General features: G+C 71.0%; 31 protein-coding genes and 1 pseudogene. 11 read left to right on the forward strand and 21 right to left on the reverse strand.

Annotated features, from left to right (window positions below):
• Positions 1 to 13 precede the first annotated feature (13 nt).
• Positions 14 to 1,246 (forward strand): metallophosphoesterase, encoded by a 1,233-nt coding sequence (locus ACESMR_RS12090; RefSeq protein ID WP_373047334.1) that lies wholly within the window; start codon positions 14 to 16, stop codon positions 1,244 to 1,246.
• Here ACESMR_RS12090 and ACESMR_RS12095 read toward each other — a convergent pair whose 3' ends face one another.
• The gene (locus tag ACESMR_RS12095) at positions 1,247 to 1,636 is read right to left on the reverse strand and encodes an AhpC/TSA family protein (protein WP_373047335.1); all 390 of its coding nucleotides are present in this window, start codon (positions 1,634 to 1,636) and stop codon (positions 1,247 to 1,249) included.
• A 27-nt stretch (positions 1,637 to 1,663) separates the two neighbouring features.
• Complete coding sequence (locus ACESMR_RS12100; protein WP_373047336.1) at positions 1,664 to 1,789, reverse strand: hypothetical protein; 126 nt, start codon at positions 1,787 to 1,789, stop codon at positions 1,664 to 1,666.
• A 119-nt stretch (positions 1,790 to 1,908) separates the two neighbouring features.
• Here ACESMR_RS12100 and ACESMR_RS12105 point away from each other — a divergent pair, with 119 nt between their 5' ends.
• The gene (locus tag ACESMR_RS12105; RefSeq protein WP_373047337.1) at positions 1,909 to 2,343 is read left to right on the forward strand and encodes a PaaI family thioesterase; all 435 of its coding nucleotides are present in this window, start codon (positions 1,909 to 1,911) and stop codon (positions 2,341 to 2,343) included.
• On the opposite strand, the gene ACESMR_RS12110 is transcribed toward ACESMR_RS12105, so the two are convergent.
• The 9 genes from ACESMR_RS12110 to ACESMR_RS12150 form a co-directional block, all read right to left on the reverse strand.
• A complete protein-coding gene (locus ACESMR_RS12110; RefSeq protein WP_373047338.1) occupies positions 2,340 to 3,185 on the reverse strand; it encodes a class I SAM-dependent methyltransferase in 846 nt (281 codons plus the stop codon). The genes ACESMR_RS12105 and ACESMR_RS12110 overlap by 4 nt on opposite strands.
• 2 nt (positions 3,186 to 3,187) lie before the next feature.
• Positions 3,188 to 3,721, reverse strand: a complete 534-nt coding sequence (locus ACESMR_RS12115) for a hypothetical protein (RefSeq protein WP_373047339.1) — start codon at positions 3,719 to 3,721, stop codon at positions 3,188 to 3,190.
• 40 nt (positions 3,722 to 3,761) lie between these two features.
• The gene (locus ACESMR_RS12120) at positions 3,762 to 4,031 is read right to left on the reverse strand and encodes a hypothetical protein (protein WP_373047340.1); all 270 of its coding nucleotides are present in this window, start codon (positions 4,029 to 4,031) and stop codon (positions 3,762 to 3,764) included.
• Positions 4,032 to 4,146: 115 nt separating this feature from the next.
• Positions 4,147 to 4,860: a dethiobiotin synthase gene (gene bioD / locus ACESMR_RS12125; RefSeq protein WP_373047341.1), complete on the reverse strand. Its 714-nt coding sequence runs from the start codon at positions 4,858 to 4,860 to the stop codon at positions 4,147 to 4,149.
• Between the two features lie 34 nt (positions 4,861 to 4,894).
• The gene (locus ACESMR_RS12130; protein WP_373047342.1) at positions 4,895 to 5,725 is read right to left on the reverse strand and encodes an MBL fold metallo-hydrolase; all 831 of its coding nucleotides are present in this window, start codon (positions 5,723 to 5,725) and stop codon (positions 4,895 to 4,897) included.
• Complete coding sequence (gene bioA / locus ACESMR_RS12135) at positions 5,722 to 7,086, reverse strand: adenosylmethionine--8-amino-7-oxononanoate transaminase (protein ID WP_373047343.1); 1,365 nt, start codon at positions 7,084 to 7,086, stop codon at positions 5,722 to 5,724. The genes ACESMR_RS12130 and bioA overlap by 4 nt, the downstream gene beginning before the upstream one ends.
• A complete protein-coding gene (bioF, locus tag ACESMR_RS12140) occupies positions 7,086 to 8,258 on the reverse strand; it encodes an 8-amino-7-oxononanoate synthase (RefSeq protein ID WP_373047638.1) in 1,173 nt (390 codons plus the stop codon). The genes bioA and bioF overlap by 1 nt, the downstream gene beginning before the upstream one ends.
• On the reverse strand, positions 8,255 to 9,265 hold the full coding sequence (bioB, locus tag ACESMR_RS12145; RefSeq protein WP_373047344.1) for a biotin synthase BioB: 1,011 nt from the start codon (positions 9,263 to 9,265) through the stop codon (positions 8,255 to 8,257). Before bioB ends, bioF begins: the two co-directional genes overlap by 4 nt.
• A 102-nt stretch (positions 9,266 to 9,367) precedes the next feature.
• Positions 9,368 to 10,135, reverse strand: a complete 768-nt coding sequence (locus tag ACESMR_RS12150; RefSeq protein WP_373047345.1) for an SDR family NAD(P)-dependent oxidoreductase — start codon at positions 10,133 to 10,135, stop codon at positions 9,368 to 9,370.
• 143 nt (positions 10,136 to 10,278) lie between these two features.
• On the opposite strand from ACESMR_RS12150, the gene ACESMR_RS12155 reads away from it, so the two are divergent.
• The gene (locus tag ACESMR_RS12155) at positions 10,279 to 10,725 is read left to right on the forward strand and encodes a DoxX family protein (protein ID WP_373047346.1); all 447 of its coding nucleotides are present in this window, start codon (positions 10,279 to 10,281) and stop codon (positions 10,723 to 10,725) included.
• Between the two features lie 72 nt (positions 10,726 to 10,797).
• Positions 10,798 to 12,219: a DNA repair protein RadA gene (radA, locus tag ACESMR_RS12160; protein ID WP_411293366.1), complete on the forward strand. Its 1,422-nt coding sequence runs from the start codon at positions 10,798 to 10,800 to the stop codon at positions 12,217 to 12,219.
• Here the strand turns inward: radA and ACESMR_RS12165 are convergent.
• The 4 genes from ACESMR_RS12165 to ACESMR_RS12180 all read right to left on the reverse strand — a co-directional run bounded on the left by ACESMR_RS12165 (position 12,216) and on the right by ACESMR_RS12180 (position 16,159).
• Positions 12,216 to 12,944, reverse strand: a complete 729-nt coding sequence (locus tag ACESMR_RS12165) for an alpha/beta fold hydrolase (protein WP_373047347.1) — start codon at positions 12,942 to 12,944, stop codon at positions 12,216 to 12,218. The genes radA and ACESMR_RS12165 overlap by 4 nt on opposite strands.
• Before the next feature lie 77 nt (positions 12,945 to 13,021).
• Positions 13,022 to 13,756 (reverse strand): hypothetical protein, encoded by a 735-nt coding sequence (locus ACESMR_RS12170; RefSeq protein WP_373047348.1) that lies wholly within the window; start codon positions 13,754 to 13,756, stop codon positions 13,022 to 13,024.
• A gap of 78 nt (positions 13,757 to 13,834) precedes the next feature.
• Positions 13,835 to 15,319: a glycerol kinase GlpK gene (gene glpK, locus ACESMR_RS12175; RefSeq protein WP_373047349.1), complete on the reverse strand. Its 1,485-nt coding sequence runs from the start codon at positions 15,317 to 15,319 to the stop codon at positions 13,835 to 13,837.
• A gap of 24 nt (positions 15,320 to 15,343) precedes the next feature.
• Complete coding sequence (locus tag ACESMR_RS12180) at positions 15,344 to 16,159, reverse strand: alpha/beta hydrolase (RefSeq protein WP_373047350.1); 816 nt, start codon at positions 16,157 to 16,159, stop codon at positions 15,344 to 15,346.
• A 54-nt stretch (positions 16,160 to 16,213) separates the two neighbouring features.
• Here ACESMR_RS12180 and ACESMR_RS12185 point away from each other — a divergent pair, with 54 nt between their 5' ends.
• The 6 genes and pseudogenes from ACESMR_RS12185 to ACESMR_RS12210 all read left to right on the forward strand — a co-directional run.
• Positions 16,214 to 16,507: a DUF3467 domain-containing protein gene (locus tag ACESMR_RS12185; protein WP_373047351.1), complete on the forward strand. Its 294-nt coding sequence runs from the start codon at positions 16,214 to 16,216 to the stop codon at positions 16,505 to 16,507.
• Positions 16,508 to 16,721: 214 nt separating this feature from the next.
• A complete protein-coding gene (locus tag ACESMR_RS12190) occupies positions 16,722 to 17,399 on the forward strand; it encodes a PKD domain-containing protein (RefSeq protein WP_373047352.1) in 678 nt (225 codons plus the stop codon).
• 30 nt (positions 17,400 to 17,429) lie between these two features.
• Entirely contained in the window at positions 17,430 to 19,517 is a 2,088-nt protein-coding gene (locus ACESMR_RS12195; protein WP_373047353.1) for an Ig-like domain-containing protein, read from the forward strand.
• A gap of 186 nt (positions 19,518 to 19,703) precedes the next feature.
• Complete coding sequence (locus ACESMR_RS12200; protein ID WP_373047354.1) at positions 19,704 to 19,979, forward strand: hypothetical protein; 276 nt, start codon at positions 19,704 to 19,706, stop codon at positions 19,977 to 19,979.
• Between the two features lie 11 nt (positions 19,980 to 19,990).
• Positions 19,991 to 20,347 (forward strand): ComEA family DNA-binding protein, encoded by a 357-nt coding sequence (locus ACESMR_RS12205; RefSeq protein WP_373047355.1) that lies wholly within the window; start codon positions 19,991 to 19,993, stop codon positions 20,345 to 20,347.
• 195 nt (positions 20,348 to 20,542) lie between these two features.
• Positions 20,543 to 20,710 (forward strand): annotated as a pseudogene (locus ACESMR_RS12210) (integrase core domain-containing protein); the annotation flags it as partial.
• A 129-nt stretch (positions 20,711 to 20,839) separates the two neighbouring features.
• Here the strand turns inward: ACESMR_RS12210 and ACESMR_RS12215 are convergent.
• Together ACESMR_RS12215 and ACESMR_RS12220 are read right to left on the reverse strand one after the other, a co-directional pair.
• A complete protein-coding gene (locus ACESMR_RS12215; RefSeq protein WP_373047356.1) occupies positions 20,840 to 21,331 on the reverse strand; it encodes a DoxX family protein in 492 nt (163 codons plus the stop codon).
• 30 nt (positions 21,332 to 21,361) lie between these two features.
• Positions 21,362 to 21,685 carry a rhodanese-like domain-containing protein gene (locus tag ACESMR_RS12220; protein ID WP_373047357.1) on the reverse strand — a complete coding sequence of 108 codons (324 nt, stop codon included), beginning with the start codon at positions 21,683 to 21,685 and terminating at the stop codon, positions 21,362 to 21,364.
• 110 nt (positions 21,686 to 21,795) lie between these two features.
• Here ACESMR_RS12220 and ACESMR_RS12225 point away from each other — a divergent pair, with 110 nt between their 5' ends.
• The gene (locus ACESMR_RS12225) at positions 21,796 to 22,776 is read left to right on the forward strand and encodes a LysR family transcriptional regulator (protein ID WP_373047358.1); all 981 of its coding nucleotides are present in this window, start codon (positions 21,796 to 21,798) and stop codon (positions 22,774 to 22,776) included.
• Between the two features lie 253 nt (positions 22,777 to 23,029).
• Here ACESMR_RS12225 and ACESMR_RS12230 read toward each other — a convergent pair whose 3' ends face one another.
• The 4 genes from ACESMR_RS12230 to arsH form a co-directional block, all read right to left on the reverse strand.
• Entirely contained in the window at positions 23,030 to 23,695 is a 666-nt protein-coding gene (locus ACESMR_RS12230) for an ATP-binding protein (protein ID WP_373047359.1), read from the reverse strand.
• A gap of 344 nt (positions 23,696 to 24,039) precedes the next feature.
• Entirely contained in the window at positions 24,040 to 24,756 is a 717-nt protein-coding gene (locus ACESMR_RS12235; protein ID WP_373047360.1) for a hypothetical protein, read from the reverse strand.
• A 293-nt stretch (positions 24,757 to 25,049) separates the two neighbouring features.
• A complete protein-coding gene (locus tag ACESMR_RS12240; RefSeq protein WP_373047639.1) occupies positions 25,050 to 25,820 on the reverse strand; it encodes a phosphodiesterase in 771 nt (256 codons plus the stop codon).
• On the reverse strand, positions 25,817 to 26,566 hold the full coding sequence (gene arsH / locus ACESMR_RS12245) for an arsenical resistance protein ArsH (protein WP_373047640.1): 750 nt from the start codon (positions 26,564 to 26,566) through the stop codon (positions 25,817 to 25,819). The genes ACESMR_RS12240 and arsH overlap by 4 nt, the downstream gene beginning before the upstream one ends.
• Positions 26,567 to 26,720 lie beyond the last annotated feature (154 nt).

Raw genomic sequence — 26,720 nt, forward strand, 5'->3', positions numbered from 1 at the left:
TTGGGGAAATGGCATGCGTCTTCTCGTTCTCGCGCCGCTGGCCGGCGCCCTCGTCGCCGGCTGCTCCGCGCCCACGGGTGTGGTCCGCGGCCCGATGCTCCAGCAGACCACCGAGCGTTCGACGCTGGTGAGCTGGCACACCGCCCCGATGACCGCCCGCCGGGTGGAGTGGGGCCTCGCCCCCGGGGTCTACGACCGCGTCGCCGGCGACGGCACCGTCTCCCGCAAGCACGTGGTCCGCCTCGACGGGCTCGCGCCCGGCACCCGCGCCTGGTACCGGGTCCGCAATCCGGACGGCGGCTGGGCCGAGGGCAGCTTCCGCACCCTGCCTGCGCGTGGTGACGGCGGCGCGCTCCGGGTCTGGGTCCTCGGCGACTCGGGCACCGGCGGCTGGGCCCAGCGGAACGTGCGCGACGCGATGGTGGACTTTCTGGGCGAGGAGCCTGCAGACCTCCTCGTCCACGTCGGCGACATCGCCTACGAGAGCGGGACGGAGGAGGAGATGCAGGAGCATTTCTTCGACGCCTACCGCAAGCAGCTCCCGGGCCTCACGGTGTGGCCCGCCCTCGGCAACCACGAAGCGAAGAGCGTCGACGCAGCGAAGGGCAGCGGCCCCTGGTTCGACGCGTTCACCCTGCCGACGAAAGGCGAGGCAGGCGGCCTGCCCTCGCGAACCGAGGCGTATTACTCCTTCGACGCAGGCGACACCCACTGGGTGGTCCTCGACTCCTCGAAATCCTCGAAGGCCTCCGACGGGCCGATGCTCGAGTGGCTGCGCGCGGATCTCGCGAGCAGCGACGCCACCTGGACCATCGCCGTCTTCCACCACCCGCCCTATTCGAAGGGGAGCCACGACTCCGACACGGAGAAGGGCCCCACGGCGATGCGGGAGAACGCGCTGCCGATCCTCGAGGCTGCAGGCGTGGACCTCGTCTTCACCGGCCACTCCCACGGCTACGAGCGGACGGCGCTGATCCGCGGCGCCTACGCCACGCCGGCGCTGGAGGCGGAGGTGCTCGACGGCGAGGCGCCCTACGAGAAGGAGCGCGGCGGCCCGGGCACGATCTACGTCACCGCCGGCCACGGCGGGCGGGGCACCGGGGGCGACTTCGACCACCCGCTCAACGTGGTCAACCGCGAGGAGCACGGCTCGGTGCTCCTCGACTTCGACGGCCCGACCTTGCGACTCCGCAACGTCGAGGACGACGGCACCGTCACCGACGACTTCGAGCTGCGGAAGCGCTGATCAGCCCCGCGCCTCGCGGAGCGCCGCGAGGACCTCGTCGCTGGATGGATGGTCGCCCAGCGCCCGGCTCACGTGGCGCCAGGTGATCCGGCCGCCGGGCGCCACCACCAGGACCCCGCCCTGCTGCCAGGGATCGCCGCGGGTCCGCGCCTGCCGGAAGCCCGACCGCAGCGCCCGCCAGGTGTTCCGCAGCGCGTCCAGGCTCAGGTAGGCGCCGGCATCCCTGCGGAAGCCCGCCTCCTCGTAGAGCTTGCGCGACGGGTCGGTGAGGACCGGGAAGTCGGGATGGCCCTGGTCCTCCAGGAACCACTGGAGGTGCTGGACCGAGCCGTTGCCGACCACCACCAGCTCCGCACCGAGACCACGGATTGCTTCGATTGCGTGGCGCAACTGCGCCACCTGCTCACGGCAGAGCATTCACCCGAAGTGTCGGACGAAGACGAGGGCCACCGGTCGGTCGCGGAAGAAGGTGCCCAGCTCGCGGACCTGCCCCGAAGCGTCGAGCACCGTCGCCCCTGCGAGCGTGTCGTCGATGCGTGCCATCGGATCCCCCTTTGCGCCGGATTGCCGCAGTGCGGCACGAGCGCTACGCTCTACCTACCATGCACGCGCTCGAGCTCATCGAAAAAATCCGAAGCGTCTCCCCGCAAGCAGCCAACGCCGTGCTCGGGGTCGGCATCCACCAGATCATCCCCCTGACCAGCGGGATGGGGATGAAGGTCCTCGAGCTCTCGGACCGGCGGGCGGTGAGCTCGCTTCCCCTGAAGCGGCGGACCCGCAACCACGTGGGCTCGATCTACTTCGGCGCCCAGATGACCCAGGCCGAGATCACCATGGGCCTGCTCCTCTTCCGCCACTTCCCGCCGGGGCCGTGGGGGATGTTGGTGAAGCGGGTGGAGGCGGATTTCCACGCCAAGGCGAAGGGCACGCTCCGGGCGGTCTGCGAGCCGCCGGCGGAGGTGCTGGCTGCACTCGACGAGGCCCGTACCAACGAGAGCGGCAAGGCGGAGGGCTGGGTGCCGGTGGAGCTCACCAACGAGAGCGGCGAGCTGGTCGCTGCGGCGCGCTTCCTCGCAGCGGTGAAGCGCTTCCGCTAACCGGGCTTTGCGGCGGTGAGGCCGTACATCACCGGCATCGCCGGCCCGGTGGGGTACCAGCGCCGCCCCTCGCGCATCTCCATGTCGTCGAGGAAGCGGAAGCCGTTGGACCAGGGCCACTCCCGCAGCAGCTCCACCCGGAGTCCGCTGCCGGCGACGGCGCTCACCAGCTCGCCGAGCCCCCAGATGAACTCGTGGCAGCGGTGGGGATTCTCGAACGTCGCTGCAGCGGCCTGCGCCCCCTGCGGTGTGAGCCCCTCGCCGGAGGCGGCGACGTAGTCCGAGACCCCTGCATCCCAGGTCCAGGGCTTGCCGAAGGTGGAGAAGGGATAGCGGCGCACGCCCTTCTCGTCGAACATCTGCGCGGCGGTGTGGAACTCCACCAGCACCAGCCTGCCGCCGGGCGTGAGGATGCGCTCCACGCCGCGGGCCCAGGCCTCGAGATCGGAGAGCCAGCAGATGGCGCCGTAGGAGGCGAAGGCCACGTCGAAGCGCTCCTCGGTCCGGCCGAGGAAATCGTAGACGTCGCTGCGGACGAAGCGACCCGGGATGCCGCTCTCCGCCGAGAGGCGCTGGGCGAAGTCGATCGCCTCGTCGCTGATGTCGACGCCGAGGACCTCGGCGCCGAGGTGCTTCGCCAGAGAGAGCGTGTCCTGCCCGGCGTTGCACTGGAGGTGAACGAGGCGTTTGCCCCGCACGTCGCCGAGCAGCTCGATCTCCTCGGGAAAGAGGGTGCTGCCGCCGCCCCGCAGGAAGGCCGCCTGGTCGCCCTTGTGGCGGTTGTGGGCGCGGGTGGCCTCGTTCCAGGAGAGCCTATTCTCCTCGTGGAGCGCGCGGCGCATGGCTACCGCCCGCCCGTTTCCCTGAGGTAGCGCCCCACGCCGCGGGCCACCTCCTGGAGGTTGTCCTGCACCTGCTTGATCAGGAAGCCCTCGATCAGCTTGCCCGCCTTGCCGGCGATGAGCCGCGGCACGCCGGGCACCTTGGCGGCGTCGACGTCGATGCGTCCCTCGATCCGGATCACCATCCGGTTCGGGCCCTGCTCGACGAAGAGGTTCTTGCCGCGGGAGTCGACCGCCTCCTTGAAGGAGTGGGACTCGCTGCGCCATTTGCAGGAGTGCTCGTCCTCGTTCCACTCGGCGTAATCGGTCCAGGAGAGCACCGAGTCGGAGAGGATCGAGCGGACGGCAGCGGGGATGTCGCCGCCGCCGTGCCAGACGTTGACCAGCTCGACCACCGGCCCCTTCTCGCTGCGGCTCTTCACCTCGATGCCGCGCACGTTGGGCAGGTAGGGGATCAGGTCGGGCAGCTTGTCCCGGTAGACGCGGAAGACCACGTCGCGCGGGTGATCGATGATCGCTTCGGTGCGGAGCTCCATGGCGGGAAAGGTTGCAGCCCGCAGCCGCCCGACGCAAGCCTTAGAAACCGACGTGGACCATCGCCTCGGCGACCAGCGAGATGAGCCGCCGCCGCACCGCGCGGTGGGAGCTCTCCCGGGCCTCGGGCACGGGCCGCCTGCCGCTGCGCCGCGCTGCCAGCTCCACCGCCACCGCCACCCGCTTGTCGTCGATGGCGAAGGGGAGCGAGCCGGCGCGCTTGAGGAAGAAGGCGAGCCCGCGCTTGTCGAGGAGCTCTTCCATGACGTCGATGGCGGTGCGGTGCAGGGTGATGTCGATCACTTCGGCCAAAGCGCGGACCTCGGGCGGTGCATCTGCAGCGATGCGTTGTCGATATCGGATGTCGCGGGCCGCAGCCTTTCGCTGCGATCGTGCGGCGCCGCGGTGGCGCCGATGTGGGTGCAATCTAGGAGAGCATCCGGGGTAGATCCAGTTTTCGGCCCAGCTCCGCGGCGAGGCGCTCGACCCGCTGCATCGGCGTCATTTCACCGAGCCAGGGGAGCGAGGCGAGCACCGGCACGTCGGCGAGCCGCTCGATCGCGCGGGCGTTGCCGGCGGCGGCGTTCTCCACGTCCGGCGAGGCGGCGTTGAGGATCACGCCGCGGCACTCGATCCCGCGGGTGGCGAGGGCCTCCACGGTGAGCGCGGTGTGGTTGATCGTCCCCAGCGAAGCCCTGGCAACCACCACCACCGGCAGCTCCAGCCGCAGGGCGAGATCGGCGACGGTGTGGAAGGCGGGATCGAGGGGGACGAGGAGCCCCCCGGCGCCCTCGACGATCACGCCGCCGGGGTGGCGCGCCGCGAGCTGGCGGTAGCTCGATTCGATCCGGTCGAGCTCCACCTCCACGCCCTCCAGCGCAGCCGCGATGCCCGGAGCGAGGGCCGCCTCCAGCCGCCACGGGCAGACGAGGTCGAGCGGATCACCGCCGCCCGCCGCCGCCTGGAGCAGGAGCGCGTCGGCGGGAAGGAGGGCGCCGCTCGCGTCCCTGGCGCAGCCGCTCTCGGCGGGTTTCATTCCGCCGACGTCTAGGCCCGCGGCCCGTGCCGCTGCGATCAGCGAGGCGGCGACTGCGGTCTTGCCGACGCCGGTGTCGGTTGCGGTGACGAGGAGGCCGGGCATGGCCGAGAGCCTTATGCCGCAGCGGGCCCGGCGGTCAATCGGCAGCCTGCGCCCAGGCGAGCTCGGCGGGATCGTGGGCGGAGAAGACCCGCACCTCGCCGGCGTGGTGGCGGACCAGCTGCCGGAGGCGATCCTGGTTGTGGCGGCGGGCGACGGGATCGATCTCCACCAGGCGCTGGAAGAGCGAGAGCGCCGGCGGGCAGCGGCGGGCGGCCTCGTGGACCTCGCCGTGGAAGAAGTAGGCGTCGCCGGCGTGGAGGATCCACCCTGCCCCGCTGCGCACCGCCACGCCGCAATGGCCGCGGGTGTGGCCCGGCAGCGGCACGAGGAGGATCTCCGGCGGCAGCCCCTCGAGGGCTTGCACCGCCTCGAAGCCGAACCAGCGATCGCCGTGGACCTCGTAGGTCCGCCAGCGCGGGCCGTGGGCCCAATGGGCGGGGCGGTAGCGCTCTCGCTCCCTGGCGGTGGCGCGGATCGTCGCCGCGTGGAGCTCCGGCCCGTAGACGTGGACCGTCGCCGCCGGGAAGTCGGGCAGGCCGCCGGCGTGGTCGAGATCGAGGTGGGTGAGCACCACGTGGCGCACGTCCTCGCGGCGGAAGCCCAGCCACTCCACCTGCCGCACCGCGGTCTCCGCCTGGGAGAGCGAAGGCCGGAGGAGCCGCAGCGAGAAGCCGCCGAGGCGATCGTGCGGATGCGCGACGTCCTGCAGCCCGAGGCCGGTGTCGACGAGGACGAGCCCCTCGCCCGTCTCCACCAGCAGCGTGTGGGTCACCACCTGCGCCGCGCGCAACACCCTCCCGCTGCCGTCGACCAGGCGGCCGCCGAAGGGGCAGAACGAGGCGCAGTTGAGGTGGTGGACCCTCACGTCGCGGTGGCCTCCTCGATTGAACGCAGGGTCACGTCGCAGAGGAGCGCGAGCTCCTCGTCGGTGATCGCGAGCGGCGGCATCAGCACGATCACGTCGCCCAGCGGCCGGAGGATGACGCCGTGCCTGCGGGCCTGCAAGATCACCCGGTGGCCCATCCGCCGTTCCGCTGGGAAGGCGGCCTTCGTGGCGCGGTCCTGCACCAGCTCGATGCCGATCATCGTCCCCTTCTGGCGGATCTCGCCGACGTGGGGGTGCTCGGCGATGCCCGCGAGCCGCTCGGTCAGGTAGGTGATCTTCGGCTGGAGCCGCTCGAGGAGCCGGTTCTTCTCGAAGAGATCGAGCGAGGCGATCGCCGCGGCGCAGGCGAGGGGATTGCCGGTGTAGGTGTGACCGTGGAAGAAGGTCTTCGCTTCCGCGAAGGTGCCGAGGAAGGCCTCGTAGATCCGCTCGCTCGCCAGCGTCGCCGCCAGCGGCAGGTAGCCGCCGGTGATCCCCTTGGCCATGCAGAGCAGATCGGGGACCACCCCCTCCTGCTCCACTGCGAACATGGTGCCGGTGCGGCCGAAGCCGGTGGCCACCTCGTCGCAGATCAGCAGCACGTCGTGCTTCCTGCAGGCCGCCGCGATGCGGGCGAGGAAGCCCTTCGGCTGGGCGATCATGCCGGCGGCGCCCTGCATCAGCGGCTCGATCGCCAGCGCGGCGATCTCGTGGCCGCGCTTGGCGAGCAGCTCCTCGGCGGTGGCGAGGCAATGCTCGATCCACGAGGCGGCGGTGAAGCCCGCGGGCACCCGGTAGGTATAGGGCGTGGGGATCTCGAGGCGCTCGAAGAGGAGCGGCCCGAAGGCCTTGTGGAAGGTGTCGATCGCCCCGAGGGAGACCGAGCCGATGGTGTCGCCGTGGTAGGCCTCGCCCAGGGAGACGAAGAGGCGCTTCTCGGGGCGGCCGAGGTGGCGCCAATATTGGAAGGCCATCTTCAGGGCGACCTCCACCGCGGTGGAGCCCGAGTCCGAGAAGAAGACCCGCTGCAGATCGCCGGGGGCGATCTGCGCGAGCCGCGCCGCCAGCTCGATCGAGGCGACGCTCGCCTGGCCGAGCAGCGTGGTGTGGGCGACGCGGCCGAGCTGATCGACGATCGCCTGATCGATCTCCGGCACGCGGTGGCCGTGGACGTTGCACCACAGGGCGCTGATCCCGTCGAGGTAGCGGTTGCCGCGATCGTCGATCAGATGGCGGCCCTCGCCGCTCTCGACGATGAGCGGATCCTCCTCGGCCCAGCCCTGCATCTGCGTGAACGGGTGCCAGACGTGGGCGGCATCGAGCGCCCGCAGGCGTGCGTGGCGGCTTTCCCTCTCCTCCATCATCGACCTCCTCGCAGGGATCGCAGCGCTGCCAGCGCCGCCTCGATCTGCTCTTCGGTGTGATCGGCCCGCAGCGCGAAGCGCAGCCGGCTCGTTCCCTCGGGGACGGTGGGCGGGCGGATCGCCCTGGCGAGCACCCCCCTGGCGCGCACGGACGCCGCTGCTTCGAGGGCGGCGCCCGGTGCGCCGACGATCACCGGCACCACCGGGGTTCGGGAGCCGAGCACGTCGTAGCCCAGCGCCTCGCAGCCTTCGGCGAAGTGGACGGCGTTCGCCATGAGGCGTGCGCGCCGCTCCGGCTCCTCCCGCACGATCCGCAGCGCCGCCCGTGCGGCGGCACAGGCCGACGGCGGCAGGGCAGTGGTGAAGACGAAGGAGCGGCAGCGCTGCAGCAGCCACTCGCAGAGGAGCGAGGACCCCGCCACGTAGGCGCCGAAGCTGCCCAGCGCCTTGCCCAGCGTGCCCATCACCACGTCGGCGCGGATCCCCGCCGCCTCGCAAGCGCCGGCGCCGGTGGGACCGAGGACGCCGGTGGCGTGGGCCTCGTCCACGTAGAGGATCGCGCCGTGGTCGTCGCAGAGCGCCCGCAGCTCGGCCAGCGGCGCCACGTCGCCGTCCATCGAGAAGATGGCGTCGGTGGCGACGAGTTTGCGCCGCGCGGGCTGATCGAGCGCAGCGCGCACCGCCCCGACGTCGCCGTGGGGCACGACGACGCATTTCGCCTTCGAGAGGCGGATGCCGTCGATGATCGAGGCGTGGTTGAGCGCGTCGGAGACCACCAGATCGCCGGGCCCCACCAGCGACGGGATCACGCCGACGTTCGCCTGCCAGCCGGAGCTGAAGAGGATCGCCCGCTCCGCGCCCTTGTGGGCGGCGAGCTCCGCCTCGAGGGCGTGGTGCTCGAGCAGATCGCCGACGATGAGCCTGGCGGCGCCGCCGCCGCAGCCCCAGCGCCCGCTCGCCTCCTGCGCCGCGCGGACGAGGCGCGGATCGGAGGCGAGGCCGAGGTAGTCGTTCGAGGAGAAGTTGGCGAGCCGCTCGCCGGTGGCGAGGGTGACCGACGCCCCCTGCGCCGAGGCGAGCGGCTCGAGCGTGCGCCACAGGCCCCTGGCCCGCAGCGCCTCGAGCTCGTCCCCGAGAAAGTCCAGCGCGCCCACGGCCCGGGACTTCAGGCGATCTGCACGTGCACGTGCTTGTGCTCGTGCGGCTCGTGCTCGCAGGCTGCCGGCTCCAGCGGCTTCACGCCCGCCTTGGCCAGGAGCTCCATGTCGGCGTCGTATTCCGGGTTGCCGGTGGTGAGCAGCTTCTCGCCGAAGAAGATCGAGTTGGCGCCCGCCATCATGCAGAGGAGCTGCGCGTCCTGGCCCATCTGCATCCGGCCCGCGGAGAGGCGCACCATCGCCTGGGGCATGAGGATGCGGGCGGTGGCGATCATGCGGACCATCTCGATGGTCTCGACCTGCTTCTGGCCCGCCAGCGGCGTGCCCTCCACCGCCACCAGCGCGTTGATCGGCACCGACTCCGGGTGGACCTCCTGCGCCGCGAGCACGCGGAGCATCTCGCACCGCGCCTCGACGCTCTCGCCCATGCCGATGATGCCGCCGCAGCAGACGCTGATGCCGGCGTTGCGCACGTTCTGCAGGGTGCGGAGCCGGTCGTCGTACTGCCGGGTGGTGATGATCTTCGCGTAGTTCTCGGGCGAGGTGTCGAGGTTGTGGTTGTAGGCGGAGAGGCCCGCAGCCTTGAGGCGGCGGGCCTGATCCTCGTTCACCATGCCCAGGGTGGCGCAGGCCTCCATGCCGAGCTCACGCACGCCGCGGACCATGTCGAGCACGCGATCGAAATGCTCGTTGTCGCGGACCTCGCGCCAGGCGGCGCCCATGCAGAAGCGGGTGGCCCCTGCCTCGCGGGCCTGGCGGGCCTTCGAGAGCACCTCGTCGACCTGCATCAGCGGCTGCGCCTGCACGCCGGTGTGGTAGCGGGCGGCCTGCGGGCAGTAGGAGCAATCCTCGCTGCAGCCGCCGGTCTTGATCGAGAGCAGCGAGCAGAGCTGCACCTTGTTGTCGCCGAAGGCCTCGCGGTGCACGGTCTGCGCCCGGTAGACGAGGTCGAAGAGGGGCAGATCGTGGATCGCGCGGATCTCCGCCAGCGTCCAGTCGTGTCGAATCTCGAGGGCCACTTGAACCTCCCCAGGGCCTTGGGTTGCGCGGAGCGCGTACCACGGTGGCGGTCGCCCCTTCAATGAGCTTGGGACGACGCCCTGCGGCATTCACCCTTGGTGTCAGGCCGTCTTGTGGAAGGCCATCGTCGACGCCTGCGCCGTGGGGTAGAGCACCAGCTCCTCGACGTCGACGTGGGCGGGCCTGCTCACGAGGAAGCCGATCGCCTCGGCCACGTCCTCGGGCAGCAGGGGCTGGAAGCCCTGGTAGACCTTCTCGGCCCTGGCGGCGTCGCCGCGGAAGCGCACCTCGGAGAACTCGGTCTGCACCGCCCCCGGCTCCACGTTGCAGACCCGCACGCCGGTGCCGAGGAGCTCGTGGCGGAGCGCCTTGGTGATCGAGCGGACCGAGGCCTTGGTGGCGCAATAGACCGCGCCGCCGGGATAGGGCTCGAGGCCCGCGACCGAGCCGACGTTGACCACGGTGCCACCCCGCCGCTCGATCATCCCGGGCAGGAAGAGGCGGGTGATCCGCAGCAGCCCCATCACGTTGGTCTCGATCATCTCCCGCCATTCGTGCTCGTGGCCATCGACCACCTTGTCGGTGCCGCGGGCGAGGCCGGCGTTGTTGACGAGGATTCCCACGGGGCCCGCTGCCCTGGCGAAGGCCTCGCACTGCGCCGCGTCGGCGACGTCGAGGGGGTGGATCTCCACCTTCGCGTCGGGGTGGGCCCGGTGGATGTCGGCCCGCAGCGCGTCGAGGCGCTCGAAGCGCCTGGCGCCGAGGACCAGATCGCAGCCCCTGGCGGCGAGCTCGGCTGCGGTTGCCGCGCCGATGCCGGCGGAGGCGCCGGTGATGGCGGCACGTACTCCCTGCAGATCCCTGGCCATGCTCTCACCTCTCGTGTGATCCTCGGTGCCCGAGGTCGTCGGCCCTTCTGCCGCACCGCCGACCGGGCTGCAAGGTTTGGGAAATTGGCTTTTGGGCCCGGAGCCTGCTACTTCGATTCGACCGCTCCGGGAGGTTTTCGGCTTTGAACGGGACCAACGCCGCGCTGCGCAACATCGGCTGGACGGTGCTCCGCATCGTGTCGGGGGTGCTGCTCATGACCCACGGCTACGCCAAGCTCACGCGGGCCGCAGCCGATCCCGAGCTGCAGCTGGGGCGCTTCCTCGAGACCGTCCAGGGCCTGGGTTTTCGCTACCCCGAATTCTTCGCGTGGCTGGCGGTGGCGGCGGAGCTCGGCGGCGGCTTCCTCGTCGCCATCGGCTTCTTCACCAGGCCTGCTGCAGCGGCTGCCGCCTTCACCATGGCGGTGGCGGTCTACTCCCACCGGCTCGACGGCTTCGCCGCACAGGAGAAGGCGCTCCTCTTCGGCGTGATCTTCTTCGTCATGGCCCTGGGCGGCTCGGGCCCCGTCTCCTTCGACGATTGGATCCGGGCCCGCAGGGCCAAGGCTTCCTCCTCGATTTTCAAGTAGTTGGGCGATGGCCCGGGCCCAATGTCGGCCCCATGCGCTAGGCTGCGACCCGTCTTTGGAAGGAGGCGGGCGGTGGCGAAGAAGCGCACGGAATACGTCTGCTCGGCGTGCGGGCACCGGTCGATCAAATGGCTCGGGCAGTGCCCGATGTGCAAGGCCTGGAGCACGCTGGCGGAGGAGGAGGCGCCGAAGGGCGGCGACGCCAGGCCGGCGTGGGGCGCGGGCGGTACCGGGGCCAGGCCCACGCCCATCGGCGAGGTCGAGGCCGACGAGGCGGCGCGCCTGCAGACCGGCATCGCCGAGTTCGACCGGGTGCTGGGCGGCGGCGTGGTCCCGGGTTCGCTGGTCCTCCTCGGCGGGGATCCCGGCATCGGCAAATCGACCCTGCTGCTGGCAGCCCTGGACAAGCTCGGGGCTGGCGAGAAGCCGGTGCTCTACGTCTCCGGCGAGGAGTCGCTGCGGCAGACGAGGCTCCGGGGCGACAGGCTCGGCGCCACGGCGAAAAACCTGCTCCTCCTCGCGGAAACCGACGCGGACAAGGTCCTCGCCGAGGCGGAGAAGCTGAAGCCCAGGGCGCTCGCCATCGACTCGATCCAGACCCTCTTCCTGCCGGAGCTGGGCAGCGCCCCGGGCACGGTCTCCCAGGTGCGCGAGGTGGCGGGCAGGCTGATGGCCTTCGCCAAGCGGACCGACACGCCGACCTTCGTGGTGGGCCACGTCACCAAGGACGGCGCCATCGCCGGGCCGCGGATCCTCGAGCACATGGTCGACACGGTGCTCTATTTCGAGGGCGACGCCGGCCACTCCTTCCGCGTGCTCCGCGCCCACAAGAACCGCTTCGGCTCCACCAACGAGATCGGCGTCTTCGAGATGCGGGGGGCGGGCCTCGCCGAGGTGCCGGACCCCTCCGCTCTCTTCCTCGCCGAGCGGCCCGAGGGGCAGCCCGGTTCGGTGGTCACCGCCACCGTCTCGGGGACGAGGCCGCTGCTGGTCGAGGTGCAGGCGCTGGTGGCGCCGACCCAATACGGCACCGGCCAGCGCAAGAGCATCGGCGTCGACTCGAACCGGGTGGCCCTCTTGGCCGCGGTGCTCGAGCGGAAGCTCGGGCTCTCCTTCGGCCCCTGCGACATCTTCGTCAACGTGGCGGGCGGCGTGGAGCTCACCGAGCCCGCAGCCGATCTGGCGGTCTGCGCCGCGCTGGTCTCCTCGCGGCTCAACGAGCCGGTGCCCGCCTCCGGCGTCTTCTTCGGCGAGGTCGGCCTCGCCGGCGAGGTCCGCGGCGTCACCGCGCCGGAGGTGCGGCTGGCGGAGGCGGCGAAGATGGGCTTCGGCACCGCCTGGATCCCGTCGGCGAACCTGCGCCGCCTCGAGAAGGCGGAGCTGCCGCTGGCCGGGGTGGCCAGCGTGCGCGAGCTCCTCGAGTCGCTCTTCCCGGGGTTGGAGCTCTCCGGGCCCCAGGGGCAGGAGCCGCAGCGCCGCTCGCGAGCGGGTTAGGGAAGGGTCGCGAGGCGGCGCAGATCGGCCGCGATCCGCCCGGGGATCTGGAGCACCAGCTGGTGGGAAGCGTCGGGGAGCACCTCGACCGATCGCACCTGCGGCACCTCCCGCCAGGAGTCGGGCCAGGCCATCTCGAGCACCGGGTCGGCGCCGCCGAAGAGCACCTCGATCGGCGCGTCGACCGTCGCGAGGAGCTCCTTCGGCTGGGGCCCCAGATTTTCGCAGCGCCGTGCGAGGGCCATGCCCCGCGGACCGGCGCCCTCGTGGAGGAGGCGCCGCAGCTCGTCGGCAGCCTCCGTGAAGCGGGGGCCCCAGCGGTAGAGCATCACCGGCAGCGACACCTCCACCTGCGCCGCCGAGAAGCCCTCCATCATGAAGCGGCGCAGGCCGGCGAGCTTGGCCAGGAAGGCCTGGTCCTCCACCACCGGGGTCGGGGTGAGGAGGTAGAGCGCCTGCAGCCGCTCGCCCAGGGTCGACGCGACGGAGAGGGCGAGGCGCGCGCCGATGGTGGCGCCGGCGAGGACCACGGGCCCCGGCGGGACGAGGTTGCGCAGCTCGTCCACCAGATCGGCGTAGGTGGCGTCACCGGGCAGGAGCTCGGCGATGTGGTTGAGATCGGGTGTGACGAAGGCCAGATCGGGCGCTGCCCGGCGCACCGGATCCCAGAGGGCGGGGGTGGTCCCGCCTGCGTGCAGCGCGAAGATCGGGGCGGTCGCGGCCATCCCGCGCAGGGTAGCCGAGGGTGGCCTTCCCTGTCGCGCGAAGGCTCACATCAGGTGCAACCCGATGGTGCCGCCGGTCAGAAACACTGGGCGATGCCGCGGAAGCCGCCCGAGCTGAAGCCGCCGGTGCCGGTGGCGGGTGTCTGGCCCTGTACCGGGGGGATGCCGCCCGCTGGCAGGTTGCCGCCGATCACCGTGCCGAGGCCGGGATCGGAGATGGGCGCGCCGAAGCGGACGTTGAACGCCGCAGCGATCACCGTCTCGTCCTCGGGATCGATCCGCCCCTCGACGCCGATGACGCTCACCGTCCCCTCCACGCCGGTCCTGGTGAAGAGCCTGCCGCCGATCACCTTGCCGTAGGTGATCCGCGCGGTGCGCGGCCCCACGCAGTCGATACCGGCGTTGTAGGTGCCGGCGCTCACGTCGGAGAGCTCGATCTGCAGCACCCGATCCCCCTCGTCCAGGGTCTCGCCGCAGGGATCCTCCACGCCGTCCCAGATCTGGACGACGATCGGGATCGGATCGGTGACCGGCGCGGGGTTCGAGCCGCCGCCGGTGGCGGGGTTGCCGCCGGGCACGGTGCCGGCGCAGTTGAGGCTGCCGCCGATCTGCCAGCCGACGAAGTCGGTGTTCCAGAGCGGCTCCGCCCCGAAACCGAACTCGGGAACCGGCGAGAAATCGGCGGTGCCGACCTCGCGCTCGGGCCCTTCCCCGGGCTCGACCTCGTTGAAGCCCGGTGGCAGGTCGCACGAAGCGAGCGCACCGGCGGTGCCGGCGCAGAGAAGAAGCGGGATCGTACGGCGCCAGTCCATGCCCCAACGCTGCACATGCCGTGCAGCCCGTGCCGCCGCCCGGCAGGGGGCCCCAGGGCGGTCGTTGCGCCTGGGAGGTCAGGCCTTGCCCACCGCCGCCTGCCAGGCTGCCAGCTTCTCGTCGCGCAGCGGGGGCTTCATCTTCGGCGTGAAGCGCTTGTCCTGCTTCCACACCCGCCGGATCGCGTCCTTCGAGGACCAGACGCCCACCGCGAGGCCTGCGAGGAACGCCGCTCCCAGCGCGGTGGTCTCCACCATCTTCGGCCGCACCACCTGGGTCTGGAGCAGGTCCGCCTGGAATTGGAGGAGCAGGTTGCAGGCGCTGGCGCCGCCGTCGACCTTGAAGCTCTTGATCGTCCGCCCGGCGTCGCGCTCCATCGCCTCGGCGAGGTCGTGGATCTGGAAGCCGATCCCCTCGAGCACCGCCCGGGCCAGGTGGGCGGCGGTGGTGCCGCGATCGATGCCGGTGAAGAGGCCGCGGGCGTCGGGCCGCCAGTGCGGCGCGCCGAGACCTGCGAGCGCCGGGACGAAGACCACCCCGCCGGTGTGGCTCACCTGCGCCGCCAGCACCTCCACGTCGCTCGCCTTCTCGATCAGGCCGAGGCCGTCGCGGAGCCACTGCACCGCGGCGCCGGCGATGAAGCTCGAGCCCTCGAAGGCGTAGGCGGTCTCGCCCGAGCCGAGGCGCCAGGCGACGGTGGTGAGCAGCCCCGCCTTCGAGGGGAGCGGCTTCTCGCCGATGTTCATGAGGAGGAAGGCGCCGGTGCCGTAGGTGCACTTCGAGTCGCCGACCTCGAAGCAGGCCTGCCCGAAGAGCGCCGCCTGCTGGTCGCCGGCGATCCCGGCGATGGGAACGCCATCCGGCAGGCCGGGCACCTTGCTGGTGAAGCCGTAGATCTCCGAGGAGCCGCGGATCTCCGGGAGGACGTCACGGGGCACGTCGAAGAGCGCGAGCAGCTCCTCGTCCCACGCCAGCGTCCGCAGGTTCATGAGCAGGGTGCGGCTCGCGTTGGTGACGTCGGTGACGTGGACCGCGCCGCCGGTGAGCCGCCAGACGAGGAAGGAGTCGATGGTGCCGAAGGCGAGATCGCCGCGGCGGGCCCGCTCCTTCGCGCCGCGCACGTGATCGAGCAGCCATTTGAGCTTGGTGCCGGAGAAGTAGGGATCGATCACGAGGCCCGTGCGCTCCCGGATCATCGGCTCGTGGCCCGCCTCCTTGAGCTCGCGGCAGAGGGGCGCGGTCCGCCGGTCCTGCCAGACGATGGCGCGGCCCACCGGCTTGCCGGTGCGGCGGTTCCAGAGCGCGGTGGTCTCCCGCTGGTTGGTGATCCCGATCGCGGCGACGCTCGTCCCCTTCACCCGGGCCTTGCGCAGCGCCTCGTTGATCGAGAGGACCACGCTGGTCCAGATCTCCTCGAGGTCGTGCTCGACCTGCCCCGGCTTGGGGAAGTGCTGCGGAAACTCGCGGTTCACCCGCGCCTTCACGTCGAGCTTGCGATCGAGCACCAGCACCGTGGTGCCGGTGGTGCCCTGGTCGATGGAGAGCACGTAGTCGCCGGCCATGCGTCACCTCGTGGCGCTCTGCCTTCAGGCAGGGGCGCCGGTCTCGGGTCGGACGAAGACGGAGAAGAAGCGGACCACCTCGGTGGCCACCGCCTGCCGCTCCACGTCGAGGGCGAGCTGGTGCGCCGACTGCGGGAAGACCGCGAGGCGCGCAGGGCCGGAGCCGATCCGCTTCGCCGCCTCCTCCGCCGCGCTGCGGGGGACCACCGCGTCCTGCGCGCCCCAGAGCACCAGCGCCGGGGTCCGCACCTGCGGCAGCGCCTCGCGGGCGCCGCGGACCACGCGGTCGAGGTGCGCTGCTGCGGCGGTGGGCAGGCGCGCGAGGTAGGGAGCGTCGCGCTTCATCACCGGATCGCGCACGTCCATGCTCCCCTTGCCGACGTAGGGGTAGAGCCGGGAGAGGAGCCGGTGGCGGAAGAGGCCGCGGTAGAGCCGGGCGTTGCCGTGGAAGCCGAGGGCCGGGGCGAGCAGCGCCAGGGCGGCGAGATCGCCGGGCCGCTCCGCGGCGATGCGGATGGCCAGGGCGCCGCCAGCGGAGAAGCCGGCGAGGAAGACCCGCCTGCGTCCCTCGGCGAGGAGGGCGTCGAGGGCGTCGTGGGCTGCTGCGAGCCAGTCGGCCTCGCCGGTCTCGCCCAGCCGGTGGGCGTCGACGCCGTGGCCCGGGAGGAGCGGCACCTTGCAGCGGAAGCCCGCAGCGGCGAGCCCCTCCGCCAACGGGTGGAGCTCCCAGGGCGAGCCGCTGAAGCCGTGGAGGAGCAGGACCGCTTCGGGTCCCTCGCCGATGTCGTAGGGGTCGGTGGAGGCTGGGGGCACGGCGTCCGGCTTACCAGAACGGCCCATTGACTTCCACGCCGCCACCGCCGTAGGTCCGCGGCATCCATGGAGGAACGGCCAATGAGCGACAAGCCGGCAGGGACGATGCAGCTGCAGATCAGCATGGACGACGAGACGGCGCAGGGTAGCTACGTGAACATGGCCACGGTGACCCACACCGAGACCGAGTTCGTCCTCGACTTCATCTACGTGCAGCCGCAGCAGCCGCGGGCGCGGGTCCGCTCCCGGGTGATCACCTCGCCCCGCCACCTGAAGCGGCTGCTGGCCGCGATGCAGGACAGCCTCCACCGCTACGAGCAGCGCTACGGCGTCGTCGAGGCGGCGAGCACCGGGCCCGATACGCCGCTCAACTGACCCCGGCCGTCAGGCCCGGAGCCCACTTCTGCGGGGCCGATTTCTTCACACGCTCCAAAGGCGCGCAGGAGATCGCCACGGAGAAGGAACGCACACCGCGCGCCTGCGGTGTAGCGCTTCCCGCCAACCCGGATCGCGGCTTTGCGAAGGGCAAGGCCGACCCCATCCTCCGTGCGGTTCGATGGTTGGCCGACGAGGGCCAGGGGGTAGGGCGATGGTGAAGGGGGGCTCGGGCCGCAAGGCGGCCTGCTGGGCTTTTGCGTATGTCGTGCTGGCCGCGGCAGGAGCAGGCTGCGGCGAGGATCGTCTCATCGATCTTCCGGCGCGGGAGACCTTCGGCAAGCCGGTCGGCGAGGAGCACGGGCTCTCGCCCTGGATCGAAAGCGAGGGCGGGATCACCTGCGGGGGGAGCGAGGTGCCCCTCACGGCGCGGGCCTCCGGTGGCATGCCGCCGTATCGCTACAGCTGGGCGCCGGCCGAAGGTCTCTCCGATCCGACCTCGTCCACGCCGATCGCCACCGGTGGGGAGACGACCACCTATACGGTGACGGTCACCGACGCGGACAATCGCTCGTCGAGCGCGCAGGTCACCGTCGAGCGGCTCCCGGCACCGGAGGCGCGGATCTCCTTCGCCGCGGGGCAGCAGGTGATGTGCCGCGGCGGCGACGTGGTGCTGGACGGCTCCGCCAGCGCCGGCGTGAACGGAGGTCCCGTCATCCACGAGTGGTCCCTCGGCGGCGGCGTCTCCGGGACCGGATCCACCTTCTCCCACCGCAACACCGAGGACGTCACGGTGCGCCTCACCGTCACCGACAAGAACGGCTGCACCGACGTGGCGGAGCAATTCCTCGACTACCGGGAGGAGCCGGAGATCGATCTGGCGTTCCTCTAGGGCTCGGAGCTGATCTGCGACGGCGAGGCGGTGATCCTGGACGCCTCCGGTTCCCGGGATGCGGACGGCAAGCCGGTGGCGAACTTCGCGTGGGACGTCGACGGCGTCTCCGGAACGACCGAGTCCACCTCCTCGCGGATCGGCCCCTATACGGCGACCGGTACCCCGGCGAGGATCACCGTCACCGATTCCTTCGGTTGTACCGCCAGCCTGGCCCAGGAGATCCGCGTCGGTCACCGTCCCGAGCCCGTGGCGACCTTCACCAGAGGCGGGCGCACCATCTGCGCGGGCGAGAGCGTGGTGATCGACTGCCTCGCCTCCACCAGCGCCGACGGCGGTCCACCGGCAGGCTGCAACTGGGACCTGGAGGGCAACCCCGGCATCGATCACCACGGCCAGACCACACCCGCCTTCGTTCCCGAAGAGGGGAAGGAGATCCGGATGAGCGTGCAGGATCCGTCCGGCTGCTCGGCGAACCTCTACCTCACCTTCGACGTGCGCGAGCCGCCTTCGGTGGATGCGGGCCCCGACCGCCGGGTCGGCCGCGGCGAGCTGGTGGATCTGGGAACGCCCGGCGGGCCGGGCTACGCCTACGGCTGGACCTGCGACAACTGGTCCTGCGGCCTCTCCGACGCGACGGCCCCCGAGCCGTGGGCGCTGCCCGAGGGCAATACCGCCTACACCCTCACCGTCTCGGACGGGGTCTGCACCGTCACCGACACCGCCCTCGTCACCGTCGGTCCCCGCGTGATCGCGACGACGCCGGCGGACGGCGAAACCTGGTTCGCGGACGGCAAGCTTTGGCTCCGCTTCGACAGCGCGATGGATCGCAACAGCTTCAACGGGAACGTGCGCCTCCTCGACGCGCAGACCGGGAATGCTGCCTCGATCTCCACGCGCTGGGACGGCGGCACCAAGAGCCTGGTGGTGACACCCACAGGCCTCGTCTCGGGGCGGGCCTATCTCCTCGAGGTGGACGGCGGCGACGCAGGCGTGCGCAGCGCGGCGAGCGACACCCTCCACGCCGACCACACGCTGGCGTTCACGGCGGGTCCCCCCGGCGACGGAGTTGCGCCGCGCGTCGCGTACAAGCAGCCGACGCTCGGTGCGACCGGCGTGCTGCCGACCACCGACGTGGTGGTGACCTTCGACGAGCCGCTCGATCCCGGCTCGGTCGGCGCAGGCACCTTCTACATCTCCGGTGTCCCGGCGGAGGTCAGCTACGATCCGAGGAGCTGGACCGCCACCCTGAAGCCCCTCGATCCCCTCGCCCGGGGCGCGACCTACCGGGTGGAGGTGCGCGGGATCCGCGACGTATCCGGGGCGGCAGCCGATTTCTCCTGGCAATTCACCACCGGCAACACCCTCGACACCACGCCGCCTCGGGCGATCGGCGCCCAGCCCGCGGCAGGTGCGTCGGCGGTGGATCCCTTCTCCCCCGCCACCGTCGGTTTCGACGAGGCGATCGATGCATCCAGCCTCGCCGGCATCCGGCTCATCGACGACACCAGCGGGATGCCGGTGGCAGCGGAGGTCTTCTGGGACGAGGAGAATCGGCTCGCCAGCCTGGTGCCCCGGCAGCTCCTCTCGCCGGGGAGCCGCTACCGCCTCGAGGTCGCGGGGATCCGGGACCAGGCGGGCAACGTGATGGGCGGGGTCCTCGCCCACACCTTCACCACCCAGGACGCGCTGCTGGTGGAGAACTTCGAGGGGGCCCTCGCCGGATGGTCGACCAGCGGCGCCTGGGGGATCGACACCGACGCGACCTACGCGGGAAACGCGGGCCTCTCGGACAGCCCCGACGCCTGCGGTTGCACCGACGCCGCGGCGACCACACCGCCCATCGACGTCGGCGGGAAGCGCTCGGTGGTCGTGAGCTACTGGTCGAGGCAGAGCCTCGCCACCGACGGAAGCGACGCGGCCCACCTCGAATACTCCCTCGACGGCGGGACATGGATCCCTGCGGCGAGCCTGTCGGGACCGGCTGGCTGGCAGCTCCGCTCCCACGTGATCGACACGGGATCCCGGTCGAGCCAGCTCCAGCTCCGCTTCCGTCTCGACGTCGACGGGGCTGCGAACCTCGACGGTTGGTTCGTCGATCAGCTCCTCGTCCGCTGAGCGCCAGCGGGGCGAGTGGGCAACGTACGAGCCCCGCGGGAGAGTGGCAGCCGGGCCGGCCCGGCTGCCGTTCCCCCACGCGCCGCCGCAACCCGCCGGGATCGCGGCGGCGCCAGGCGGCACGGGCCGCGCACCCTCCCCCTCCACCCGCCGGACGGACCGGCGGCAATTGGCCTGGAGGGAAGCATGGAGGGTACGGGAAGGAAGAAGTGGGCGGTCTACACGATCCGTGAGCGCAGTGGTCTCGAGAAGCCGATCTGGCTCCGGGTGGGCATCGCCTTCGTGAACCGCGACGGTTCCTTCAGCCTCTACCTCGACGCGCAGCCGCTCGACGGCAAGCTGCACATGCGGGAGTGGCGGGAAGAGGCGCCGCAGCACAACGAGTCCTCGAACGGGATCGGCCGCAGCCACGGCGCCGTCGCCACCCCGCTTCCGCTCGCTGCTGCAGAAGCGGCGTTCTGATGGAGGCGGCGATGGTTCTCGCACGTTGCGCCGCGCTGGCGGCGCTGCTCCTCGGCCTGGCGGGCTTCGCCGGTGACGCTGCTGCAGCCTCCCGGAAGGGAGGCGAGCTCGTCGGCTCGCTCAACCTCAACACCGCCACCGCCGAGCAGCTCGCCCTGCTCCCCGGCGTCGGCCCCGCCACCGCGCGGCGGATCATCGAGATGCGGCAGAAACGGCCCTTCCAGCGTCCGTGGGAGATCATCCGGGTGAAGGGGATCGGGCCGGCGTTCTTCCGCAAGCACAAGGAGCGGCTCAAGGTGGACGGTCCCACCGACCTCGCCTGGATGGAGGTGCGGCGCGGGCAGACGACCCTCTCCGCCGCGCGCTGAAGCGGCCCGACGCATCAGGCGGCCCGGCTTCCTTCCGAGGAGGCCGGGCCGCTCTCGTTGCGGCGAACGTCACCGAGCCGAGCTCCTCGGCGCCTCGTCGCCTCGCGAGCCGCGGCGTGGTCACGTGATCGCTCCCGAGCCGAGCCGGCGGATCGCGACGGACCCGATGACCGTGCTCACGAAGCGCGAGGCGTCGTGGCGCATCATCGGAGGGCGGGTGGCAACGCGGTGGTCGAGCGGCCGATCCGCACGATGAAGGAAGAAGTCTGGCTGCGCGACTGGAACAGCGCGGCCGAGGTGCGCGAGGCGCCGCTCGCCAGGATTGCCCGCTATGGCACCGAGCGTCCGCACCAGGCGCTGGGCTGGCTCACCCCCGCCGAGTACCGCGCTGCGACGCGCAGGGGATGCAAGAAGCTGCGCGATGCTCGCCCGTACGAACGAGCGCGCGGCGCCGCAGGAGCGGAACCGTCCGGCGCGCCGGGTCGCAAAGGCTCACGCCGCGCGTGCGATGCTGGTGGCGGCCGATCCGACGGCTACCTCTCCGGAGAAGAGGCGCCCATCGACCGAGTAGGCGCCGCTACCCTTGATCGCGACAACTGCCGAGAGGGCGAGCGCGAGCAGGTGGTACTCGTAGCCCTCCGCGCCCGTCGGCATCGCGCCGAACCAATTCATGAAGAAGCCGTGCTGCACGTGGGTGCTCGCTGCGCCGAGCATGAGCCCGCCGATTCCCAGCGCGGCATACCGCCCGCCGATCCCGAGCACGAGGGCTATCGGCGCGATCAGCTCCGTCACGATCGCAAGCGCCGCCAGCGGAGTGGGGAAGCCGAGCGTCTCCGTCATCCAGCCGAAGGTCCCGCCGAATCCGTAGCCGCCGAACCAGCCGAGGGCATGCTGGGCGCCGTGGGGGAACATCACGAACCCGAGGACGAGCCGGGCGATCAGGGGCCCGGAATCGTTGGTCGTCGAGAGAAGCCTACGCAACATGGTGTGCCTCCGCGAATGGGTTCGTGGGGATTAGCGCTCGAGGGGGAAGCCTGCCGCTTCCCAGTCCTTCTTGCCGTCGACGTACACGCGCACGCTGCCGTAGCCGAGCGCTTCCAGCTCCCGCGCCGCGAGCGTCGAGTTCTCGCACGTCTCGCTGGCGCAATAGACGACGACGTTGGCGCCCTTGTCGCCGAGCAACTTCGGGGCGAGGGTTGCCACCTGGTCGTGGGGGAAGTTGCGGGCGCCGGGGAGATGGCCCGCCGAGTAGTACTTCTCGGGCAGCGCCTCGAGGAGCGTGATCGCCTCGCCGCGGTCGAGGATCGCCTTCAGTTCGTCGCGTTTGATCGTCTTCATGATTTGATCTCCTCGTCTTGTGGATGCTTCGAACGAGGAGAGAGATAGCGCCAGGAGCGTCGGCGAACTACGATCGGCCAGGCCAAAACACTGTTTCCGAGATGAGAACGATGTCCGCCTTCGATCTCGAGCTCCTACCATCGATGGCGCTGTTCGCGCGGGTCGTGCAGCTCCAATCCTTCAGTGCGGCTGCGCGCCAGTCGGGCATCGCCAAGTCGGGGGTCAGCAAGCGCATCACGCAACTGGAGAAGCGGCTTGGCGTCCAGCTCCTGCGGCGATCCACCCGCAAGCTGGCGCTCACCGCAGAGGGGCTTCGGTTCTACGAGCACTGTGCCAGGGTGCTGGAGGAGGCATCCGCGGCACAGGCCGCCGTGGCGACCGCCACCTCGGAGGCGAGAGGCGTGCTGCGGGTGAGTGCCCCCGTCACCTTTTCGCAGATGTACCTGGCAGCGGCGGTCGCCGAGTTCCTCGACGAGTACCCGGAGGTGGAGGTGCACCTCACGACGGACGACCGGCTCACGGACATGGTGGAGGGTCGCTTCGACGTGGTAGTCCGCGTGGGCCGGCTCGCGGACTCCAGCGCGATTGCGAGGCGGCTTGCCGCGGATCGCCTCGTGGTATGCGCTTCACCCGACTATCTCGAGCGAGCGGGTGTCCCCGAGACTCCCGAGGCGCTCGTGGGTCACAACTGCCTGCACTATGCCAACGTGCCGCTGTCGGGCGAGTGGCGCTTTCGGAGCCCGGAGCGATCCTACTCCGTGCCGGCGCGCGGCAACTTCGTCGCCACGGACGGCACCGTCCTCCGGCGTGCCGCGCTGGCCGGTCTTGGCCTGGCCGTGGTGCCCTATTTCATGGTTGCGTCGGACGTAGAGGCGGGCCGGCTCCGTCTCGTGCTCGGAGAGCACCGGCGGGCGGAGATCGGCATCTACGCGATGGTGACGGAGAGCAAGCGTCTGCCCGTGCGTACCAGGGTGTTCCTCGACTTCTTGGTTCGCTACTTCGCCCAGCCCCGTTGGACAGCGGCGCCTCGCCCCCAGCGAGCCCCTGCCCGCGATTCCGGCCGGCTCGGCAGCGGACGCTCCCGGACGTGAAGAACCCACTTCGCTGCTCGCGACGCGTCGAGACGCGCCGCGAACGGTGGAGGTATCGCGCGAAGCGCATGGCTGTGCAGGCGCTCCGCCGCCAGCATTCTTTTCTCATCCCGAGTTGCGACCTGCGGATGTTTGCGGGAGGCCATCGCGACGGTCGTGCCCGGGCCCAGGCGGCTTCCGCATCGCCCCACGCCCGCCGGTCCGGCCCGTCGACTTGCGCCGCAGCCGCCTCGCAGCCTTGTCGGCCCGACGCTCAACCCGTGGGCCGGCCCAGCCGCAGATGGCGCCCGGCAGCTTCCTCGACCCGGAAGTCGATGGGCGACGAGAACATCGGGCCTGCGAAGGCCAGGCTGTGGAACTCGCCGTGCTCCCCGCAGGGATCGACGCTGCCCGGCAGCTCGGAGAGGAAGGACCGGTCGAACTCCCGGCCGAGCAGCTCCACGGGCAGGACATCGGTGTCGACGTACGTGATGCGCGCCCGAAGCCCTCCGCGGATCATCTCCCGGGCCAGCTCGCCCGTGTCCCGATTCCACAGGGGAAAGAGCACGCCCAATCCCGTCTCGCGCATCTTCCGCTCCCGTTCGGCCCGCAGGTCGGCGAGGAAGATGTCGCCGAACGCCACGTCGGTCGCGCCGAGAGCGCGGATGCGCTCGAGCGCCGCGCGCATCTCGCGCTCATACGCCGCGCCGGTGGCGTCGGCCGTCCAATGGACCTCGTGCAGCGGCAACCCGGTCCGACTTGCCTGCATTCGAACGAGATCCCGGGGCGTGTGGTGCATCGGGACGTGCCCCGCCCCCTCGTCGATCACCGTCAGGAGGCCGATGACCTCGACGGTGGGATCGCGCCGGAGCTCGTGCAGCGCCCAGGCGCAGTCCTTGCCGCTGCTCCACGACAGAAGCACGCGCCTCGTTGCTCGCATCTCGGACTCCTTCGCGTCTCGAATCGTCGGAGGGAGGTGCCCCGCCGGGCTCGCCAGACCGAGGACGCCGGGCAGGGTCTACACCTTCCGCGAGCGCACTGGTCTCGAGAAACCGATCTGGCTCCGGGTGGGCATCGCCTTCGTGCCTGGGGGGTCATCCGGGTCAAGGGGATCGGGCCGGCGCTCTTCCGCAAGCACAAGGAGCGGCTCAAGGTGGACGGTCCTACCGACCTCGCCTGGATGGAGGTGCGGTGCGGGCAGACGACCCTCTCCGCCGCGCGCTGAAACGGACCGACGCAGCAGGCGGCCCGACTCCCTTCCGAGGAGGCCGGGCCGCTCTGCCGTCAAAGGCTGGCGGCGATCGCCCGCAGCGCCCCCGCCGGATCCTCGTGGATCACATCGCCATGGCCCGGCACCACGCGCACCAGATCCGGGATCGCTGCGAGCCGTTCGAGATGCGCACGCAGGGCCGGCGCGTCGCGCAGCAGGCCCGCCCTCGCGAAGGGCGCGAAGGTCGGCAGCGGATCGACGAACCCGCCGGACTCCACCGCCGAGCGGCCGGGCTCCGGCAGATCCCGCACCCAGGTGACCACGTCGGCGAAGACCAGCGTGACGCCGTCACGGGAGCGGACGTGCAGCACGCCCTCCCAGCGGTTGACGCCATCGAGATGCTCGGCCTGCACCGCAGCGTCCGCAGGGAAGTCGTCGTAGCTGCCGTCGACCCGTACCGCCTGCTCGACGTTTTCGCGGTTGTTGATCGGGCAGTAGATCCGCAGCCCGGGGTACCGCGCCGCAAAGACGCGCGCGTCGGTCCGGTGCGAGCCGTTCGGCACCACGAGGATCGCCGGCTCGCCCCACGACTCGAGCCGCGTCATCGACGGTTCGTCGAGGGCCACGGCGCTGTGGATCACGAGCGTGCCGTCCGAGCGCCGCACCACCGTCATGGTCCGCGGCCAGCCGCTCATCCCGCCGGCGAGGGTCCCCTCGACGCACCAGAGGTTCTCGGCCAGCTCCCGCCACGGCCCGTGCGGCAGCACCGTCCATCGGCTGTAGGCGATCATCCCCGCACCTCGCGCGCCAGCGTCTCGGCCGAGTCGTATCCCCGGGCCGCCCCCACTTGCGAGGCCCGCTGCCTGCGCCCTGTCGTCTGCTTGACTGCCCTCCACGATTGCGACCCCGCACGAGAAGGCGGCGCGGTCGCCACCCCGCTCCCCTCGCCACCGGCGCTCCGAGGGAGCCGGCCATGGTTTTCGCACGTGCGCCACGCTGGCCGCGCGGCTCCTCACCCTGGCGGGCGTCTCCGGCGAACCGGCCCAGCGCACCACTGCGCCGGGCAGCTCCCGTTCCCCGGGGACTATCCACGTTCGATCGGCGACGTGAGTTCCTCGAGGTGCACGACAACGCCCTCCCTATCCGCGAGCACCACGCCGTATCCGGGAGCGTCGTCGCTCCGCACCAGCTTCCGTTCCGTCATCTCGAGCGCAAATCCGACGTGTGGACTCTTGATCACGGAAACCGGAATGCCACTCCATGATCCGCCCACCGATCGATGGAGGTGGCCGCAGAAGATCTGACGAACGGCTGCCGGCTGCAGCACCGACGCGAATCGATCGCCGTCGACGAGCTTCAAGGCATCGAGCCCCGGGACGCCCACGTCGAAGGGCGGATGGTGCATGAAGATGAGCGTCGGCTCGTCTCCGTCCGCCAGGACGCGCTCGAGCCACTCCAGACGGCGTGCGCACAACTCCCCATGGTGCTTCCCGTCGGCGGCGAGCGTGTCGAGGTAGACGACCCTGTAGCCGCCGATCTTCTCCATGAACTGGGCATACCCGTCCGTTCTCGGTGCGTCCGGGAATGCGTCGAAGAAGGCGTCCCGATCGTCGTGGTTGCCGAGGAGCAGGCGCACGGGGATGGTCAGGTCCGCCAGCACCCCGCGAAGAACGGGATAGGCCGAAGCACTGCGACCCTGGACCAGGTCTCCGGTGATCACCAGCAGATCGGCGTCGGCGTGTCGCGCGACCGCGTGGTCGAGAGCGCTGCGCAAGCGCCGATTGGGATCGACGCCCGCGGGCGCAGGCGCGCCGGGTGCCGTCACGTGCAGGTCCGACAGCCAGAGGATCTTCATCGCGACGATCCTGCTCGCTTCGCCTCGTGCTCCATCGCGATGGAGCTGAGGTCGTTCGTCTCCGGCGCCGGCCGGACCGCCTTCCGTTCGCTGTACCGATCGACGAGATAGTCGGAGCGCTCGCGTACCAGGAGCGTGAATTTGACCAGTTCCTCCATGACGTCCACGACGCGGTCGTAGAGCGGAGAGGCGCGCATCCGTCCGGCGTCGTCGAACTCCTGGAAGGCCTTGGGCACCGACGATTGGTTCGGGATCGTCACCATCCGCATCCACCGACCCAATACGCGGAGCGCGTTGACCGTGTTGAAGGATTGCGAGCCCCCCGACACCTGCATCACGGCCAGGGTGCGCCCCTGCGTCGGCCGCACGCCGCCACTCTCGAGCGGCAGCCAATCGATCTGGCTCTTGAAGACGCTGGTAAGCGTGCCGTGGCGCTCCGGCGAGCACCACACCTGCCCTTCCGACCAGAGCGAGGACTCCCGCAGCTCGACGACCTTGGGATGGTCGGTCGGGACGCTGTCCGGTGGCGGCAACCCACGGGGATCGAAGACCCGGGTCTCCGCACCGAAGTGCCGCAGCAGGCGCTCGGCCTCGAGGGTGAGCAGCCGGCTGTACGATCGCTCCCGCAGCGATCCGTAGAGCAGAAGGATGCGAGGCCGGTGCACCAGGTGCCGTGCCGGGGCGAGCCTCTCCTGCGAGGGGATCTCGAGATCCGCAGGCGAAACATTGGGCATCTGATTCGTCATGGCTTCCTCCAGTGGCGATGTCGGGTGGAATGCGGGCCGGCACGCGGCGGGCCGGGTCGAGGAGGACGAGCGCTGCAGGTCCGACCGATGCGCCCAGCCCCAGCACGGCGAACGCGACGCTCCAGCCCTGCGCCGTTTCCGAGCCGAAGCGATG

Source organism: Vulgatibacter sp., assembly GCF_041687135.1.
In the GTDB taxonomy this organism is placed as follows: domain Bacteria; phylum Myxococcota; class Myxococcia; order Myxococcales; family Vulgatibacteraceae; genus JAWLCN01.